Genomic DNA, 16,974 nt, shown 5'->3' on the forward strand with positions numbered 1-16,974 from the left:
CAATGAATCTGGAATTTGGCATAAAAGACATCATAGACATAACACTGGTAGCAATCCTTTTTTATCAGCTTTATAAACTGTTTAAGGGGACTGGTGTCAACAACATCTTCATAGGCATTTTAGTGTTGGTTGTTGTCTGGTTTCTTGTAGTTTATGTTTTTCAGCTTGAATTATTAGGAGCTATTCTCAACAAAGTAATGAGCGTTGGCATTATTGCCCTAATTATTATTTTTCAAGTAGAAATACGACGTTTTTTTTCCATGCTAGGCTCACATCAACGATGGAAATTTCTTAAACGCATCATTACTAAATTCGGGACTAAAACCGAAGACAGTAGTGACTCAATGGCCGTTGCACAAGTAGTTATGGCATGCAGGCATTTAGCCAAAAGCCACACCGGAGCCCTAATTGTAGTCGCAGGAAAAACTCATTTAGAACATCAAATACAAGTTGGAGAACCTATTGATGCAACAATTAACACCAGACTAATTGAAAACATCTTTTTCAAGAACAGTCCATTGCATGATGGTGCAATGATCATCGAAAATAAAAAAATTACTTTTGTTGCTTCAATCCTGCCGCTTTCCCAAAATCATGCTATTCCCAAGCATTTGGGACTGAGGCATCGCGCGGCAGCAGGAATTACAGAACAGACAGATGCAGCAGCAATAGTCGTTTCTGAAGAGCGAGGCTCAATTTCATTAGCAATGCATGGTGAATTACAAATTAACATTTCGCCTGATGAGCTACAAAAAATACTCTCTCAGGGTTATATTTAATCATTGTTTTTTATATTGTTGTATTAAAATAATTACTCATAAAATATGATCAAAATTGGCGATCGCATACGTTTTTTGAATGAAGTAGGTGGCGGAATTGTAACAAAGATTATTGACAAAAACTTAGTTTCTGTACTGGATGAAGAAGGTTTTGAGATTCCCGTGCTACAACGTGAATGCGTAGTCATTGAAACGCCAAAAGCTTCTGTAACAAATGTAGAACTCAAGTCGGATTTCAATGCACAAAAATCCACAGAACAAAATAGTACAAAAAACACATTCGATTATGAATCCGAGCCAGACACAATGTATGGAGAACAACTGAACATCTATTTCGCCTTTGTCCCTACAAATCTTAAACAGTTGTCCATTTCGGCGTTTGATTTCCATTTGATTAATGACAGTAACTATAACTTACTGTTTTTCATTTTATTAAGAAATGAGAATGAGCTAAGATGCATTGAAAAAGGCACAATTACATCGAATACTAAAATGTTCATTGATTCATTCGACAAAGAACAACTACAGAACATACATGATATTATTTTGCAATGCATTGCTTTTAAAACAGCAAAAACATTTGTTCTGAAAGCTCCATTCGATACTACCTTTGCATTATCACTGTCGGATTTTAGTAAGCTACATTTTTTCAAAGAGAACGATTTTTTTGAAGAATCTGCTATGATTATTCCTCTTATCGAAAAAGATATTCCGGCAGCGTTTCTTACAGTAGAAGCATCAACAATAGAACAAGCAATAAAAGAAAAAGAGAAAATTCACTCTCCCAAACCAACTGTAAAGGGACAAAAAAAACCACATGGAGATCTGATAGAATTAGATTTGCATATCAACCAATTACTAGATAATACGACAGGAATGGACAATACAGCCATTCTTCAGTATCAATTAGAGATATTACAAAACACATTGAATCAATATAAAGACAAAAGAGGACAGAAAATAGTTGTCATCCACGGGAAAGGGGAAGGTGTTCTGCGTAAGGCAATTATTCAAGAACTTAAAACCCATTATAAGGGTTACCGCTATCAAGATGCATCGTTTCGTGAATATGGATTCGGTGCAACGTTGATTACTATACATTAATAAACAGAACATTATATGGAACGATTAAAAAAACCAGACTGGTTGAAAATACAATTTGCAGCAACTGGCGAATATTCAACGGTAAAACAAATTGTCGACAACCATCATTTACATACAATATGTACTTCAGGCAGATGTCCAAATATATCAGATTGCTGGTCACGAGGCACTGCCACGTTTATGATCCTAGGAGAAATTTGCACACGAAGTTGCAAATTTTGCAACACATTAACAGGCAGGCCATTAGCGCCATCCAAAGACGAACCACAGCATGTTGCTACCTCGATCAAACTAATGAAACTGCAGCATGCAGTCATTACCTCTGTTGATCGTGACGATTTACCTGATCTTGGCGCTGCACATTGGGTAGATACTATAAAAGCCATAAAAGAAGAAAATCCCAATACGACACTTGAGACATTAATCCCTGATTTTCAAGGAAAAAAAGAATTAATTGCTCAAATAATTGCGGCAAAACCCGAAATTATCTCGCATAATATGGAAACCGTTAGGCGACTTACTCCGAAGGTACGTAGCGCAGCAAAATATGATATTAGTCTTTCTGTACTTCATCAAATAGCTGAAAGTGGATTGATTGCCAAATCGGGAATTATGGTTGGATTAGGAGAAACCAGGGAAGAAGTCTTCGAAACCATGGATGATCTAATGAAAGTTGGATGTTCCATTCTAACAATTGGACAATATCTGCAACCTTCTCGTAAAAACATGGAAGTAACTGCATATATTACCCCGGAACAATTTGAGGAATATCGTCTTGTTGGATTGCAAAAAGGATTTCGTGAAGTAGAAAGCGCCCCCTTGGTTCGTTCATCTTATCATGCCGAGAAGCATATTTTCAAAAATAATAAATAACTTGCTCTATATTCAACTTAGCTATCTTCAATAATTATGCCGATTCAAAAATCAGTTTTGCTTATTTTCACGGGAGGAACAATCAGTATGGCTGAAGACCCACAAACAGGAGCTTTGAAGCCTTTGGATTTTAATCGAGTACGTGAATTTATTCCTGAACTGAAATTGTTAGAGATTCAGATCGATTCAGTTGCATTCAATCCACTCATTGATTCTTCTGACGTTCAGCCTCATCACTGGATTAAGATAGCAGAAATTATTGAAGATAAATACGAAGATTACGACGGTTTTGTAATTCTTCACGGGACAGATACAATGGCTTATTCAGCATCAGCTTTAAGTTTTATGTTAGAAAATCTGTCTAAACCAATTATATTCACCGGTGCGCAGCTTCCTATTGGTATGCTGCGTACCGATGCTAAAGAAAACCTGCTGACATCCATTGAAATAGCAGCAAATAGTGATAAAAATGGCATAGCAACAATTCATGAAGTATGCATCTATTTTGAAGATTCGCTTTTCAGAGGGAATAGAACAACCAAAAAGAATGCAGAATTATTTAATGCTTTTGCATCCTACAATTATCCACCATTAGTAAAAGTTGGAGTTCATTTTAATTTTTCAAACACTCATATCCACCAAAATATACAACATAAACCACTTAAGGTACATAAGCAATTAAATCCCAATATTGCCATTTTAAAACTTTTTCCAGGCATCACTGCCCAAACAGTTCATGCCATACTTAACGCAGATGGATTACAAGCCGTCGTTTTAGAAAGTTATGGTGCAGGGAATGCTTCACGTCAACAATGGTTTTATGACTGCCTCACAGAAGCTGTAAATCGAGATATTATCATTGTCAACATCACGCAATGTAATGTTGGATCAGTGCAAATGGGGCTTTATGAAACCAGCCTAAATTTACAAAAAGCGGGAGTCATCAGCGGCTTTGATTTAACGACAGAAGCAGCTCTGACCAAATTAATGTTTTTGTTAGGTGAAAATCTTCCGATTGAAGTCATTAAAACAAAAATGCAACAACCGGTGGTGGGGGAAATGACGTGCATTTAAAATGCTGTGAATTAAGTAATAATCAGTGTCAGATATTGGAATAATAAAACTAACACATTAACTTTTAGGCTATGTGGAAAGAGTGGTTTTACTTTACAAAAGGGCAAAGAATTGGCATTATCACATTGATATCCATTATTATATGTGTAATGATAGTCGATGCTATCTTACCTTCTCTCTTCCCAAAGCACCCTCAAGAGACAGATTTATTCAACCAACAAGCTAAAATGTTTTTAGACTCCTTGCAGGTGGAATCAAAAACAAATCATTACTCAAATATTGGTTATGCTAAATCAGATGATAAAGCTTTATTGCACAGCAAAGAATACTTGCCTTCCCCTATTCTGTTTCAATTTAATCCCAATACATTAGATTCAATAGGATTTGTTAAATTAGGATTAAAGCCGTACGTAGCCTCCAATATCATAAAATACAGATTGATGGGAGGAAGATTTCACAAACCAAACGATTTTGCAAAAATTTGGGGAGTCACAGAGGACAAATTCACAGAATTATTGCCATACATCCAGATTCCAGTAGAAGTGGTAGCATCCCAACAAACAAATGAAGCATATGCTAGTATTAAGAAAAAGGATATTATCTTAGATCTAAACAGTGCAGACACAGCACAATTACAACAGATCTGGGGCGTTGGAAAAGGGTATGCAAAACGTATTGTAGCATATCGAAAACGTCTTGGTGGATATGTTAGCGTAACTCAATTACATGAAATATGGGGAATGACTTCAGAGACGTATGCTCAAATATTTCCTCACTTTACAGTTAATACTCTATTAATCAATAAAATTAGGATTAACAAAGCATCTGTCGAACGATTAATGTATCATCCTTATTTAAACTTTACAAAGGCCAAAGCCATCTATGATTTCAGAAGGAATATAAGCCACATCAACAATATTGAAGACCTAAAAAATATTTCGGAACTTGATCCTGCGACATTAACCAAAATTTCCCCTTATCTGTCGTTTGATTGACCCAATTCTTTCATCCGTCATCCAAATTTTTATTTCAATTTGAAGAGATCCATATGACTTCTCTATTACGATTTTCTCTCAGTTTAGTTTCGTGTTCGGAAACGAATGGTTTATTTATCTAACAATCAGTTAGATAAATATTATAAAAAACATGCATCTTAGGTGTAGTTTTGGAGAGATTTTGTTATTTTTGTTGCATTATATTTAGAAATAAATATCTCGACTTGGCGATGTATAATTCTCATTTATAAAACCTCAAAAAATCAGTCTATGAAATGTGTGAAATTGGCTGTCCTTATTATGCTGCTTGTGATTAGTAGAACAACAGTAGCACAAACAACGCAAGAAGAAGTTAATGCTAAGTTGCAAAATCTGCCTTTCGCCTCATTCTCTGTTCATGTTCCGACATTTCCCAACAAACAATATAAGGTTACCGATTTTGGTGCTATAGGGGATGCTTTGACCGATTGCACAAAAGCTATTAATGAAGCTATTGAAATATGTTCAGAAAAAGGAGGTGGCATAGTTATTATTCCAAGTGGAGTTTACATGACTAGCCAAATAATCATGCAGAGCAATGTGAATTTGCATCTGAATACTGGAGCAATGATTGTTTTTAGCCCCAATATAAATGATTATCCATTAGTGAGGAATGGATCCGGGTATGGAATCAATCCTTTGATTTATGGAACAAAACTGCATAATGTTGCTATTACTGGACGTGGATCCATTGATGGAAATGGTCAATACTGGCGTCCGGTCAAAAAAGAAAAAATGACTCTTGATCAATGGAATCGTCTAGTTAAAAGTGGAGGTGTAGTAGATGCAAAAGGAATAACGTGGTTTCCTAACCAACAAGCAGCTGAAGGGCAATCTTATTTGTCAAGTAAGAAGAAAAATGAGTTAACAGAAGCTGATTATCAAAAAGTAAAAGGATTTTTAAGACCAAAAATGCTTAGCTTAGAACATTGTACAAATGTTCTAATAGAGGGTGTTACATTAAAAAATCCACCTAATTTTAATATGATTATGCGTTCAATTAATGGATTAGTGATTCATGACGTTAAAGTCATGGATGATTGGTGGATGCAAAATGGAGATGGGTTAGATTTAGGAAACTGCAAAAACGTATTAATGTTTGATTGTTTTGTTAATTCAGGAGATGATGGTATTTGTATGAAATCAAGCCGAACAAAAAATGGAGACTATGGCTTAGAAAACATTGTTATAAAAGATTGTTCTGTGTTTCATGCTCACGGTGGCTTTGTAATTGGCAGTAATACAGATGGGAATATGCGTAATATTTACGTCAATAACTGTTCGTATACAGGCACTGATACAGGGCTACGTTTCAAAAGTAACATTGGACGGGGGGGAGAAGTCGATCATATTTATATTGATTCAATTTTCATGAAAGATATTGCGAACGAAGCTATAATCTTTGATCTCAAATATGACGATAATGCAGCAGTTAAAAACAAAGGAGCTATTGCTGAACAAGGGTTTGTCCCAGATTTTACTAACATCAATATCAACCATGTTATATGTGATGGTGCCAAAACCGCTTTTTTGATCAATGGGTCCGGTATATCAATGGTGCATCAGATTACAATCTCGAACTCAATATTCCTGACTGACAAAGGAATCATCTCAACTCTCTCTAACGATATTACATTGGATCATTGTAAGTTTTTTGTCAAGAAAAAGCCTTCGATGATACTAGATCACTCTCAGAATTGGACTTTGAATCATTGTTCATTTCATCAAGGGAAAGGGATTGTGATGCGTCTGGTCAGCCCGGCTACCACAAAAATTATGCTGCATAATACTCTCATTCAACCAAGCGAGATTGAATATGGAGATGGTGCAAAATCAGACATCGTATCTATTACCCAATAAGTAACAATGTTATTTTTCAGGAAACCTACATGTAATTCCATTGCATATGAGCTTCTTTTTTATGTCGCTTCCCGCGTAACGGATGTCGAAGCTTTTTGCGTATTGCTGCAATATGCGTATCTTTGCAAGAAGTGTTAGAAATAATACATTTATAGCCAAGTTAAATCAGCATGCATAAAGCCGGATTTGTTAATATTGTTGGTAATCCAAATGTAGGAAAATCAACGCTCATGAATGCTTTGGTTGGAGAACGAATTTCCATTATTACGTCGAAAGCCCAAACTACACGCCATCGTATTATGGGAATTGTCAATGGAGATGATTTCCAAATTGTTTACTCAGATACTCCAGGCGTTTTAAAACCACATTACAAGTTGCAACAATCTATGTTGCAATTTTCTCAATCTGCACTTTCGGATGCAGACATTGTCTTGTATGTGACGGATGTGATGGATTCCAGTGAGAAAAACATTGACTTTATTGAGTTGGTCAAGAAGCAAGCTAATAACTATAAAATAGTTTTGGCAATAAACAAGATTGATTTAATTAATGAATCCGAGCTGATCAGATTGGTAGAACATTGGCATAGCATCATTCCGCAAGCAGAAATTATTCCTATTTCTGCAATTCAACAATTCAATTTAGACCTATTACTTAAGCGAATTAAAGAGTTGTTGCCAGAATCTCCTCCTTTCTTTGAAAAAGATGCATTAACGGATAAACCAGAACGATTTTTTGTTACAGAAATTGTCCGAGAAAAAATCTTATTGAATTACGAAAAGGAAATCCCTTATTCTGTTGAGGTTGTCGTAGAAGCTTTCAAAGAAGAGACAAAATTAATCCGGATTAATGCTGTAATTTACGTAGAACGTGAATCTCAGAAAGGGATTATAATTGGGCATCAGGGAAAGGCTTTGAAAAAGATAGGAATAGAAGCCCGCCAAGAATTAGAAGCTTTTTTTGACAAGCAAGTCTTTATCGAATTATTTATCAAGGTAGAAAAGGATTGGCGTAATCGGGCTCATTCACTTCGTAATTTTGGATACACACCTCCTTCTTTAGATTAAGCAATTTCATATCTTTATAATTATAAAAGCAGGTAATCAAATGATTACCTGCTTTTATGTGGAGCCGGCGGGAGTCGAACCCGCGTCCAAACGAGGAAGCAATAAGCTTTCTACATGTTTATTTTCGCTTAAATTTTCGAGTATTAGTAAGGCCGAAACTACCAACGTATACCTTATCCTTTTTTGCTTCATTTAGTACACAAGGCTGTACCAAACTATTCTCGATTTAACTGCACCTCTTTATCAAATAGCCTCGAGACTACGGCATTTGAGAGATGTCTCGTCCCCTCATCTTGAGGGGATTAAGCTATGATCTACTATTCTTCAATCAAGCAGCAAGAGCGTAATTATTTTCGCCAGATATAGTTTGAGTATCGATATTTACGAGCAGATTACACAGCGCTCGACATGCTTACTTACCTCTTCTACCCGCTGTCAAAACCAGACGACCCCTTTCAAAGATCTTTATTCATATATCGCTTTATCAAAAAGTATGCCAAGCTCAAGAATCAGTTTTGCTGACTATTTGGCATAACTCACGGATCGGGTTTCTCTGATAACTGTAATTTTTACTTGTCCAGGATAAGTCATTTCGTCCTGAATCTTTTTTGCAATGTCAAATGACAGTGTTTCAACTGCTTTGTCATCTACTTTATCTGCACCAACAATAACCCGCAATTCACGTCCAGCTTGAATAGCGTATGTCTTTTGAACGCCTGGATATGAAAGAGCCAAATTTTCAAGATCATTCAATCGTTTGATATAAGCTTCTACAATCTCGCGTCGAGCCCCAGGCCGCGCTCCGGATATAGCATCACAAACTTGTACAATTGGAGCTAAAAGCGTTGTCATTTCAACTTCTTCATGGTGAGAACCAATAGCATTGCAAATATCTGTCTTTTCTTTATATTGCTCCGCTAGCTTCATTCCAAGCAAAGCGTGTGGAAGTTCTGGTTCTTCGTCTGGAACTTTTCCAATATCATGCAATAATCCTGCCCGTTTTGCTTTTTTGGGATTTAACCCTAATTCAGCTGCCATAACCGCACACAGGTTTGCTGTTTCTCTCGAATGTTGCAAAAGATTTTGTCCATACGAGGAACGATATTTCATTTTACCAACCATTCTGATTAGCTCAGGATGTAATCCATGAATTCCTAAATCAATTGTTGTCCGCTTGCCAGTTTCAATAATTTCTTCTTCAACCTGCTTTTTAACTTTGGCTACCACTTCCTCAATCCGTGCCGGGTGGATACGTCCATCGGCCACTAATTGATGTAAAGCTAATCGTGCAATTTCTCTGCGAACAGGATCAAATGCTGACAAAACAATAGCCTCAGGAGTATCATCCACAATAATTTCCACTCCAGTAGCTGCCTCTAATGCTCTGATGTTCCTTCCTTCTCTCCCAATAATGCGTCCTTTGATTTCATCAGATTCTATATTAAATACAGTAACTGCATTTTCAATAGCTGTTTCTGTCGCAACGCGTTGTATGGTTTGAATAATAATACGCTTAGCTTCCTTGTTAGCATTCATTTTTGCTTCTTCCATGATCTCATTGATATAAGACATGGCTTCTGTTTTAGCTTCATCTTTTAGCGATTCAATCAACTTTTCTTTAGCTTGTTCTGCTGATAATGCAGAGATAGCTTCTAATTGTTGTAATTCTTTTCGATGCAGAGCTTCCAATTCTTTCTTTTTATGTTCGATCAACTCAACTTGTGCATCTAGATTTTCTTTTGATGAATCAAGCTCTGCATTTTTGCGTTGTAATTCATTTTGTTTCTGATTGATATTCAACTCCCTTTGCTGTAATCGCGTTTCATTTTGTTGTAGTTTTGCATTACGTGCTGCGACTTCTTTTTCGTATTCAGCGCGGAGATTAACAAATTGTTCTTTGGCCTCAAGTAGTTTATTTTTCTTTATTACTTCCGCCTCTGCTTCTGCTTCTTGGAGCATTTTTTTTGTTCTGCTATTTAGCAGATTATGCATCACGAACCAAGTAACAGCGGCTGTGCCAATTATACAAAGAATTATGATCAATATTGTACTCATATGATTTTGACTATATTAATTAAAAAAAGCATTACTCCATTGTCAAGGATGACAAAGGATAATGCAGGAAATATACGTTTCTGGTAAGAATAAAGATTAATAATCAAACCTTTAGAGCTTGCTCTAAAGCTTTATCCAATAGCTTCAATTTTTCAACTATAGGATCTACATCTTCTTGATATTTTTCACGTTCGCTTGTTACCGCAAAATGATACGCTGCCAAAATCAAAATAGTTTCATAAGGTAAACCTGGATGCCGATGTTGATAGAAATCCAGTTTCTCTTTTAAGGCCTTGGCAGCATCCCGATATAAGATTTCTTCATCCCTTTTGATATTAAGGGGGAATCGATATCCCGCAACCTGGACCGTTATTTGAAAAGTTGCCTCTTCCATTAATTATTGATTCAGCAAATCAAGACATTTATCTATTTCTCTTACCAAATGGGAAATTCGACGATGAGCAGCTTCGCGGTCAGCCGAATTTCCAGAAAGTATTTGAACCATTTTAAGATCTTCGTAGTCAGTACGAAGTTCTAAAATAGTTTTGTGCGCCTGCATCACCTCTTCTTGTCTTTGTTGCAATTCCTCTTCAAGTTTACGATTTCTATCTTTTTCTTGTGTATACAATTGCAACAAAGTCTGCAACTTTTTTTCAAAGCCATCTATCAGAAGTTGATGTCTATTTGTCATCTTGATAAAAAAACATTGTCAAAGATAGCATGAAATTATCAATGCGCAATATTTGTGCCTCATTTTTTAGCAAAATGACTCCTTCGGGTCGAGATTAAACATCTTAGCATAACAAAAAGCAAGAATCTACCTGTATAACAGATATAATTCTTGCTTTGTATTATTAGAAAAATCGAATTTTAATATTTTGTTACGAAACGAAAATGTGATCCGAATCGTTCAAAAGCAGCTTTTTCCAAAGATTCTCTATGATCTGGATGTGCTACACTTATAACCAATTTTGCTCGTTCTTGTAAAGTTTTTCCATATAAATTCACTGCACCATATTCTGTTACAAACCAATGAATATGATTACGCGTAGTGACTACACCTGCTCCTGCGGCTAATGTTGGTGCAATTTTGCTCACTCCTTTATTTGTTACGGATGGCATTGCAATAATAGCTTTCCCTCCTTTTGAACGCGAAGCGCCATAAACAAAATCAATTTGCCCCCCAACGCCTGAAAAGAACTTAGTTCCTAATGAATCTGCGCAGACCTGTCCTGTTAAATCAACTTGTAAAGCAGAATTAATTGCCGTAGTTTTAGGGTTTTGAGAAATGATAAATGGATCATTCGTGTAGCCTACATCCATCATCAGTACTTGAGGATTATTATGGATAAAATCATACACCTCTTGAGACCCCATAAGAAAAGTGGAAACCATCTTCCCTTTATCTACTCCTTTGTTGGCCCCATTGATAACACCTTGCTCAACTAAAGGAAGCACACCATCAGCAAACATTTCTGTGTGAATACCCAGATTTTTGTGATTACCTAATTGAGCTAATACTGCATTCGGAATAGAACCTATTCCCATTTGTAAGCATGCACCATCTTCGATAAGTTCTGCGCAATGCATTCCAATAGCAGTTTCTATTTCATTGGGGATGCTAAAATGACTTTTCACAAGAGGGGTATCATCTTCTACAAAAATATCAATCAAACTCATGGAAATCATGGCCTGTCCGAATGCACGAGGAACATTCTTGTTCACTACTGCAATCACATAATCTGCTGTTTCAACAGCTGCTAAGGTGGCATCTACTGATGTCCCCAGTGATACAAAACCGTGTTCATCAGGGGGACAAACCTGAATCATTGCCACGTTACATTTAATGTAGCCGTCACGATATAATCGTTGTGTTTCACTTAAAAAAATAGGAATATAATCTGCAAATCCACTTTGAACAGCAGGACGCACATTGCTACCTACAAAAAAAGCATCATGTTGAAAAACGCCTTCATATTTAGTATCAGTATATGGAGCCGGACCCTCAGTATGTAAATGATGAATATGTACATCATGTAATTCTCCCGCGTCACCACGTGCACACATAGCATGTACTAAACATTGCGGTACACTTGCAACACTACTCAAATGAACATGATCTCCTGATTTGATTACTTTGACAGCCTCTTCAGGCGTAACTGCATGATAGGTTTTGATCGACATGAATGTAACTTTTTGTTTGTGTTTGGAAATAAGGCATTTATCACTCAGCAGAACTTAAGTTTAGATTAAAGTTTGCGAGTGCAAAGGTACGATTCTTTCAGCAAGTTACGTATAAATATCCCTTTCTGACAACGTTTTTTTGCATATTTTTTTCTCTATTTCAGCCTTGGGCTAATCTCTTCAACAAGCTAATTTCTTCTGCCCAACGGGATTCATCAGGAGTTTCCAAAATAATAGGAATATTATCAAAGCGAGGATCTTTCATAAAATGGCTAAAAAAATTCATACCTAAAAATCCATCTCCTATATTAGCATGACGATCAACATGCGTACCCAATTCTTTTTTTGAATCATTTAAATGGATACTTTTCAGATAAGAAAATCCGACAATGTGGTCAAAAGATTCCCAGACCTGTTCATATCTTTTTTCTTCACGAAGATCATATCCGGCAGTAAATGCGTGGCAAGTATCTATACATACTCCTACACGAGATTTATCTTCAACTTGGGCAATAATATCCGCGAGGTGTTGAAAGTCAAATCCAATATTACTGCCTTGTCCAGCTGTATTTTCAATAACAGCAATGACTCCCTTCGTCTTAGACAAAGTCTCGTTAATTGACTCTGCAACCAACGACAAGCATTGTGCCACTGGAATCTGATTTAAATGTGAACCAGGATGGAAATTAAGAAGCTGCAATCCAAGTAATTCACAACGTTGCATTTCATCTAAAAAAGCAGCTCTTGATTTTAGTAATGCATCATGCTCTGGATGTCCCAGATTAATCAAATAACTATCATGAGGCAGAATCTTATCCAAAGAAAAATTATTTTGAATGCATTGTTCCCTAAACTTGCTAATACTTTGTTCTGTCAATGGGGACGCAGCCCATTGGCGTTGGTTTTTCGTAAACAAAGCAAATGCATTTGCACCAATGCTGGCTGCATTAATAGGCGCATTTTCAACTCCGCCTGATGCACTAACGTGCGCTCCTATAAATTTCATACATGCAATTTTTTAAGTTTATCAAAGCTGTCTATCCACTGTAGCAGTGAACCTACATCTGCTTTGAAATAATTCAATTTCTTATTTTACAAAGATACACTAGGAGTATACAAAAACCCAAAGTTTGCTGCATTAGAATAAATGGCACAAAAGTAAAATTTCAAAAATAGGTACTTTCTAAAAAAAAAACATTGGAATGTATAAGATATATTTTCTTTTTGCGTACCTTTGTACACTTTTTGAAAACAGTTATGGAAAAGATTGACGAACTTGATCGGAAAATATTAGGAATCATTACTCAAAATGCGCGTACGCCATTTAAAGACGTAGCTGAAGAATGCGGCGTTTCAAGGGCTGCGATTCATCAACGTGTTCAACGCCTAATAGAGTTGAAAATTATTACTGGTTCAGGCTATTACGTTGATCCACGAGCTTTGGGATACCAAATTTGTGCTTATATTGGTATCACACTGGAAAAAGGCTCTATGTATAAGGAAGTTGTTCTAGAACTAGAAAAGATTGCTGAAATTGTAGAATGCACCTATACCTTAGGACCATACTCTGTGTTAATTAAAATATATGCTAAAAACACTGAGCATCTATTTCAGTTGTTGAATAATAAAATTCAGGAAATTAGCGGTATCGTAGCCACTGAGACATTAACGGCCCTTGATCAACGTATCCTCAGGCAAATTCCCGTTCAGCCTTCTGCAGAAGAATAAACAAATTTTTTCTTGGTTGGTGTGGTGGCAATACTAAAAATGTCCCTCATCTAATTTTTATATAAAATCTGTTCTGTATGGTTTGGATGTACAAAATAGGATACAGATCAAATTAAATATTAAGTTACTATCACATTGGGAATTACATCCAGATCATAATGTAGTCACACATAAGCAAGCATTTGAAATGATATTTTCGTAAACCCACAAAACCATAATCTAAAAAAACATAAGATACTGGACAAATTAATCATCAAACACTATCTTTGTTTTGTATGATTATGGTATAAAAATATCACAAATAACATTGCTTCGCATTTTTCTTACATGATCATACACAATATATGAATTCTGAGGAATACCGAGAAAGATAATACTATTATCTACAAATGTAATTCTCATGGACTTTAATTTCCATTTCTTTTAGTGTACCGTCACAATTAACAAAAGTACATGAAAAAAATATGCTTTTTAATTTTTATGCTTTTAGTGGGGGCACAAAGTGCTATAAAAGCACAATTTTATATACCATATAATGCAAATGAAGCTTATTTTTCACTAGGAATTGGACCCGGATATCTGTATGGAGATGCTGCAGCACAAAACGTATCATCGACAGATCATACACTGACGGATTTTGCTCCAGTCAACATTGGGCTTTCCATCAGCCTTGACTACACAAAATACTGGACTCCAGGACTATCTTATGACATATCCCTTCTATATTCGCATTTTAAAGGGAATGAAAATCAATCACATTTATCTTATCGAGGATATGCTTTCGAATCTCATTTAGGAGAGTTGTCTGCAAAAATTCAATTTGGCCCCCTTTCTTTTATCGAAAAAGAAAGTATGTTACTAGATCCGTATTTTATCTTAGGAGCAGGAATCGTTGGAGCGTACGTTCCATCATGGAGTTTCGCAAAAGACACAAATCGTCCTGATGGAACAGATCACCTAAAACATAGCATCTTAGGTTTATCTATGATAGGAGGAGTGGGATTAAAATTTCCCATCTCCCCATCTTTAACTGGTCGCTTAGAATTAACGCTACATCCAACTACCACGGACTATTTGGATGGATTTCATCCTAAAAGCTCAAAAAATAATGACTTCTTTGTAGTTGGCCTTGTAAAAATCAGCTATCAGCTATTCAAATATCAAAATGAACGATACGATTAGTTCTTCTTCAAAGGATGTGATAACAAGAATTGATCAATATTGCCTTTGATACGTTGCACAATGCTTGTTGATTCTTCCTTTATGAAAGATATTCCAATGATATGTTCGTATAATTCAATGTAACGATCACTAATTTGAGAAATCACAGATTCCGTCATTTCAGGGACAGTTTCTCCTGTTTTGCCGTGAAAGCCATTATCCATAAGCCATTCACGTACAAATTCTTTAGATAGCTGTTTCTGAGGTAATCCTTTTTCAAATCGTTCATGATATCCTTCTGAATAGAAATAACGTGATGAATCCGGAGTATGGACTTCATCAATTAAGTATATTTTATCTTCATGTTTACCAAACTCATACTTGGTATCTACTAAAATCAAACCACGTTTAGCTGCAATCCCGCTTCCTCTGGCAAATAAATCTAAAGCATATTTTTCAAGTAAAGCATATTCATCCGGGGCAACTAATCCTAAACGCAATATTTCTTCTTTAGAAATATCTTCATCATGATTCCCTTGTTCAGCTTTTGTTGTCGGGGTAATAATGGGATGTGGCAATTGTTCATTTTCTCGTAGTCCTTCAGGCAATGCAACGCCACAAATAGCGCGCGCTCCATTCTTATAGGCTCTCCAGGCGCTCCCACATAGATATCCACGTACAATCATTTCGACAGGATAGGCATCACAACGAAGTCCCACTGTCACCATCGGATCTGGAGTAGCCATTTTCCAATTCGGACAGATATCAGAAGTAGCATCCAAAAAATCTGCAGCTATCTGATTCAATATCTGCCCTTTATATGGTATTCCTTTCGGTAAAATAACGTCAAACGCCGAAATACGATCAGTTGCGACCATCACCAATAAGTCTTGGCTAATAGTGTATACATCACGGACTTTCCCATGATAAACATGTGTTAAATCAGGAAAAGCAAAATCGGTTGAAACTACAGGTTGTTGCATAACAATCTAAATTATAGGTTTATAAATAACAACATACTACTAAATTTCCCATGAATCGATGCTATCTAACAAATCTTCAAATGTTTTGATTCTCGATTTAGACTGCACCTCATGTATTTGATTCACCAAAGCATCATCGTAAGTCGATTCTTCAACATTACGAATAACTCCCATTGCAATTGGGAGGTCCGGCGCACTCATAGCTGCCAGTTTCTGATGCAATACAAAATCCTGCGTGGTTGCATCATGGATTAAAACATCTTTTGCAGACACTCCACGGCCGCCTAATGACACAGCTTTGAGATTAAAACCCTCCAAAGTTAAGCCTTTTTCCTTGTTTTTTCCAAACAACATTGGCTCTCCATGCTTTAAAAAGATAACATTTTCAGCCCGGAGTTCTTTTGTGCTAATCATTTTATAAGCACCATCATTAAAAATCACACAGTTTTGCAACACTTCTACGACTGAAGTTCCATGATGTTTGGCAGCAGCAACCATAGTTTCAACAGAAGTCGGAATATCTACATCTACAGTACGCGCAAAAAAGGTTCCTCCTGCACCAAAAATCAGCTCTGCTGGCTTAAATGGGCGTTCGATCGTTCCATAAGGCGATGATTTGGTAATCATTCCCTTAGGGGATGTAGGAGAAAATTGTCCTTTAGTTAATCCGTATATTTCATTATTGTGTAAAACAATATTGATATCAATGTTTCTCCGCAAAGCATGAATAAAATGATTCCCACCTATAGCCAGACAATCTCCATCACCAGTAAATTGCCACACTGACAGAGCTGGATTGGCTACCTTCACTCCTGTAGCAATGGCAGTAGCCCGCCCGTGAATGGTATGAAAACCATAGGTATTCATATAATATGACAACCGGGATGAACACCCGATACCGGAGATAACCGCGGTGTTTGCCGGACTAACCCCTACTTCAGCCAATGCCTTATAGATGGCATTCAGAATAGCAAAATTTCCGCAACCTGGACACCAACGTACATATTGGTCACTTTTAAAATCTTGCGGGATATAAGTTGGATTTGGCATGATGACAAAGACTTAAATTAAA

General features: G+C 36.5%; 16 protein-coding genes and 1 other RNA gene. 9 read left to right on the forward strand and 8 right to left on the reverse strand.

What is annotated here, in order from left to right:
• Nucleotides 1-2: 2 nt before the first annotated feature.
• The 7 genes from cdaA to era all read left to right on the forward strand — a co-directional run bounded on the left by cdaA (nt 3) and on the right by era (nt 7,791).
• On the forward strand, nt 3-779 hold the full coding sequence (cdaA, locus tag FHX64_RS10445; RefSeq protein WP_183413795.1) for a diadenylate cyclase CdaA: 777 nt from the start codon (nt 3-5) through the stop codon (nt 777-779).
• Between the two features lie 45 nt (nt 780-824).
• Entirely contained in the window at nt 825-1,883 is a 1,059-nt protein-coding gene (locus FHX64_RS10450) for a Smr/MutS family protein (RefSeq protein ID WP_183413796.1), read from the forward strand.
• Nucleotides 1,884-1,898: 15 nt separating this feature from the next.
• Entirely contained in the window at nt 1,899-2,756 is an 858-nt protein-coding gene (gene lipA, locus FHX64_RS10455; RefSeq protein WP_183413797.1) for a lipoyl synthase, read from the forward strand.
• A gap of 33 nt (nt 2,757-2,789) precedes the next feature.
• Nucleotides 2,790-3,830, forward strand: a complete 1,041-nt coding sequence (locus tag FHX64_RS10460) for an asparaginase (RefSeq protein WP_425487971.1) — start codon at nt 2,790-2,792, stop codon at nt 3,828-3,830.
• Nucleotides 3,831-3,901: 71 nt separating this feature from the next.
• Nucleotides 3,902-4,825: a helix-hairpin-helix domain-containing protein gene (locus FHX64_RS10465; RefSeq protein WP_183413799.1), complete on the forward strand. Its 924-nt coding sequence runs from the start codon at nt 3,902-3,904 to the stop codon at nt 4,823-4,825.
• A gap of 270 nt (nt 4,826-5,095) precedes the next feature.
• Complete coding sequence (locus FHX64_RS10470) at nt 5,096-6,724, forward strand: glycoside hydrolase family 28 protein (protein ID WP_183413800.1); 1,629 nt, start codon at nt 5,096-5,098, stop codon at nt 6,722-6,724.
• Between the two features lie 170 nt (nt 6,725-6,894).
• On the forward strand, nt 6,895-7,791 hold the full coding sequence (gene era / locus FHX64_RS10475) for a GTPase Era (protein WP_183413801.1): 897 nt from the start codon (nt 6,895-6,897) through the stop codon (nt 7,789-7,791).
• A gap of 56 nt (nt 7,792-7,847) precedes the next feature.
• On the opposite strand, the gene ssrA is transcribed toward era, so the two are convergent.
• The 6 genes from ssrA to nfo form a co-directional block, all read right to left on the reverse strand.
• Nucleotides 7,848-8,244, reverse strand: a transfer-messenger RNA (tmRNA) gene (gene ssrA, locus FHX64_RS10480).
• A gap of 69 nt (nt 8,245-8,313) precedes the next feature.
• The gene (gene rny, locus FHX64_RS10485) at nt 8,314-9,846 is read right to left on the reverse strand and encodes a ribonuclease Y (protein WP_183413802.1); all 1,533 of its coding nucleotides are present in this window, start codon (nt 9,844-9,846) and stop codon (nt 8,314-8,316) included.
• 103 nt (nt 9,847-9,949) lie between these two features.
• Nucleotides 9,950-10,240 carry a cell division protein ZapA gene (locus FHX64_RS10490; protein WP_183413803.1) on the reverse strand — a complete coding sequence of 97 codons (291 nt, stop codon included), beginning with the start codon at nt 10,238-10,240 and terminating at the stop codon, nt 9,950-9,952.
• Nucleotides 10,241-10,243: 3 nt separating this feature from the next.
• On the reverse strand, nt 10,244-10,537 hold the full coding sequence (locus FHX64_RS10495) for a hypothetical protein (RefSeq protein ID WP_183413804.1): 294 nt from the start codon (nt 10,535-10,537) through the stop codon (nt 10,244-10,246).
• Nucleotides 10,538-10,716: 179 nt separating this feature from the next.
• Nucleotides 10,717-12,030 carry an acetyl-CoA hydrolase/transferase family protein gene (locus FHX64_RS10500; protein WP_183413805.1) on the reverse strand — a complete coding sequence of 438 codons (1,314 nt, stop codon included), beginning with the start codon at nt 12,028-12,030 and terminating at the stop codon, nt 10,717-10,719.
• A gap of 160 nt (nt 12,031-12,190) precedes the next feature.
• A complete protein-coding gene (gene nfo, locus FHX64_RS10505; RefSeq protein WP_183413806.1) occupies nt 12,191-13,036 on the reverse strand; it encodes a deoxyribonuclease IV in 846 nt (281 codons plus the stop codon).
• A gap of 251 nt (nt 13,037-13,287) precedes the next feature.
• Here nfo and FHX64_RS10510 point away from each other — a divergent pair, with 251 nt between their 5' ends.
• Complete coding sequence (locus tag FHX64_RS10510) at nt 13,288-13,758, forward strand: AsnC family transcriptional regulator (RefSeq protein ID WP_183413807.1); 471 nt, start codon at nt 13,288-13,290, stop codon at nt 13,756-13,758.
• Nucleotides 13,759-14,211: 453 nt separating this feature from the next.
• Nucleotides 14,212-14,940 carry a DUF6089 family protein gene (locus FHX64_RS10515; protein ID WP_183413808.1) on the forward strand — a complete coding sequence of 243 codons (729 nt, stop codon included), beginning with the start codon at nt 14,212-14,214 and terminating at the stop codon, nt 14,938-14,940.
• Here the strand turns inward: FHX64_RS10515 and FHX64_RS10520 are convergent.
• Both FHX64_RS10520 and FHX64_RS10525 read right to left on the reverse strand, forming a co-directional pair.
• Nucleotides 14,937-15,902 carry a phosphoribosylaminoimidazolesuccinocarboxamide synthase gene (locus FHX64_RS10520; RefSeq protein WP_183413809.1) on the reverse strand — a complete coding sequence of 322 codons (966 nt, stop codon included), beginning with the start codon at nt 15,900-15,902 and terminating at the stop codon, nt 14,937-14,939. The genes FHX64_RS10515 and FHX64_RS10520 overlap by 4 nt on opposite strands.
• Nucleotides 15,903-15,941: 39 nt before the next feature.
• Nucleotides 15,942-16,952 carry a 2-oxoacid:ferredoxin oxidoreductase subunit beta gene (locus FHX64_RS10525; protein WP_183413810.1) on the reverse strand — a complete coding sequence of 337 codons (1,011 nt, stop codon included), beginning with the start codon at nt 16,950-16,952 and terminating at the stop codon, nt 15,942-15,944.
• Between the last annotated feature and the right edge of the window lie 22 nt (nt 16,953-16,974).

Origin of the sequence: Microbacter margulisiae (genome assembly GCF_014192515.1) — a bacterium.
Lineage (GTDB): Bacteria > Bacteroidota > Bacteroidia > Bacteroidales > Paludibacteraceae > Microbacter > Microbacter margulisiae.

Excerpts from the sequence above, each read along its gene's own strand:
- era (WP_183413801.1), top strand. The coding sequence starts at position 6,895 with ATGCATAAAGCCGGATTTGTTAATATTGTTGGTAATCCAAATGTAGGA.
- FHX64_RS10500 (WP_183413805.1), bottom strand. The coding sequence starts at position 12,030 with ATGTCGATCAAAACCTATCATGCAGTTACGCCTGAAGAGGCTGTCAAA.
- FHX64_RS10465 (WP_183413799.1), top strand. The coding sequence starts at position 3,902 with ATGTGGAAAGAGTGGTTTTACTTTACAAAAGGGCAAAGAATTGGCATT.
- FHX64_RS10520 (WP_183413809.1), bottom strand. The coding sequence starts at position 15,902 with ATGCAACAACCTGTAGTTTCAACCGATTTTGCTTTTCCTGATTTAACA.
- FHX64_RS10515 (WP_183413808.1), top strand. The coding sequence starts at position 14,212 with ATGAAAAAAATATGCTTTTTAATTTTTATGCTTTTAGTGGGGGCACAA.
- FHX64_RS10490 (WP_183413803.1), bottom strand. The coding sequence starts at position 10,240 with ATGGAAGAGGCAACTTTTCAAATAACGGTCCAGGTTGCGGGATATCGA.
- FHX64_RS10495 (WP_183413804.1), bottom strand. The coding sequence starts at position 10,537 with ATGACAAATAGACATCAACTTCTGATAGATGGCTTTGAAAAAAAGTTG.
- FHX64_RS10510 (WP_183413807.1), top strand. The coding sequence starts at position 13,288 with ATGGAAAAGATTGACGAACTTGATCGGAAAATATTAGGAATCATTACT.
- cdaA (WP_183413795.1), top strand. The coding sequence starts at position 3 with ATGAATCTGGAATTTGGCATAAAAGACATCATAGACATAACACTGGTA.
- nfo (WP_183413806.1), bottom strand. The coding sequence starts at position 13,036 with ATGAAATTTATAGGAGCGCACGTTAGTGCATCAGGCGGAGTTGAAAAT.
- FHX64_RS10525 (WP_183413810.1), bottom strand. The coding sequence starts at position 16,952 with ATGCCAAATCCAACTTATATCCCGCAAGATTTTAAAAGTGACCAATAT.
- lipA (WP_183413797.1), top strand. The coding sequence starts at position 1,899 with ATGGAACGATTAAAAAAACCAGACTGGTTGAAAATACAATTTGCAGCA.
- FHX64_RS10470 (WP_183413800.1), top strand. The coding sequence starts at position 5,096 with ATGAAATGTGTGAAATTGGCTGTCCTTATTATGCTGCTTGTGATTAGT.
- FHX64_RS10450 (WP_183413796.1), top strand. The coding sequence starts at position 825 with ATGATCAAAATTGGCGATCGCATACGTTTTTTGAATGAAGTAGGTGGC.
- rny (WP_183413802.1), bottom strand. The coding sequence starts at position 9,846 with ATGAGTACAATATTGATCATAATTCTTTGTATAATTGGCACAGCCGCT.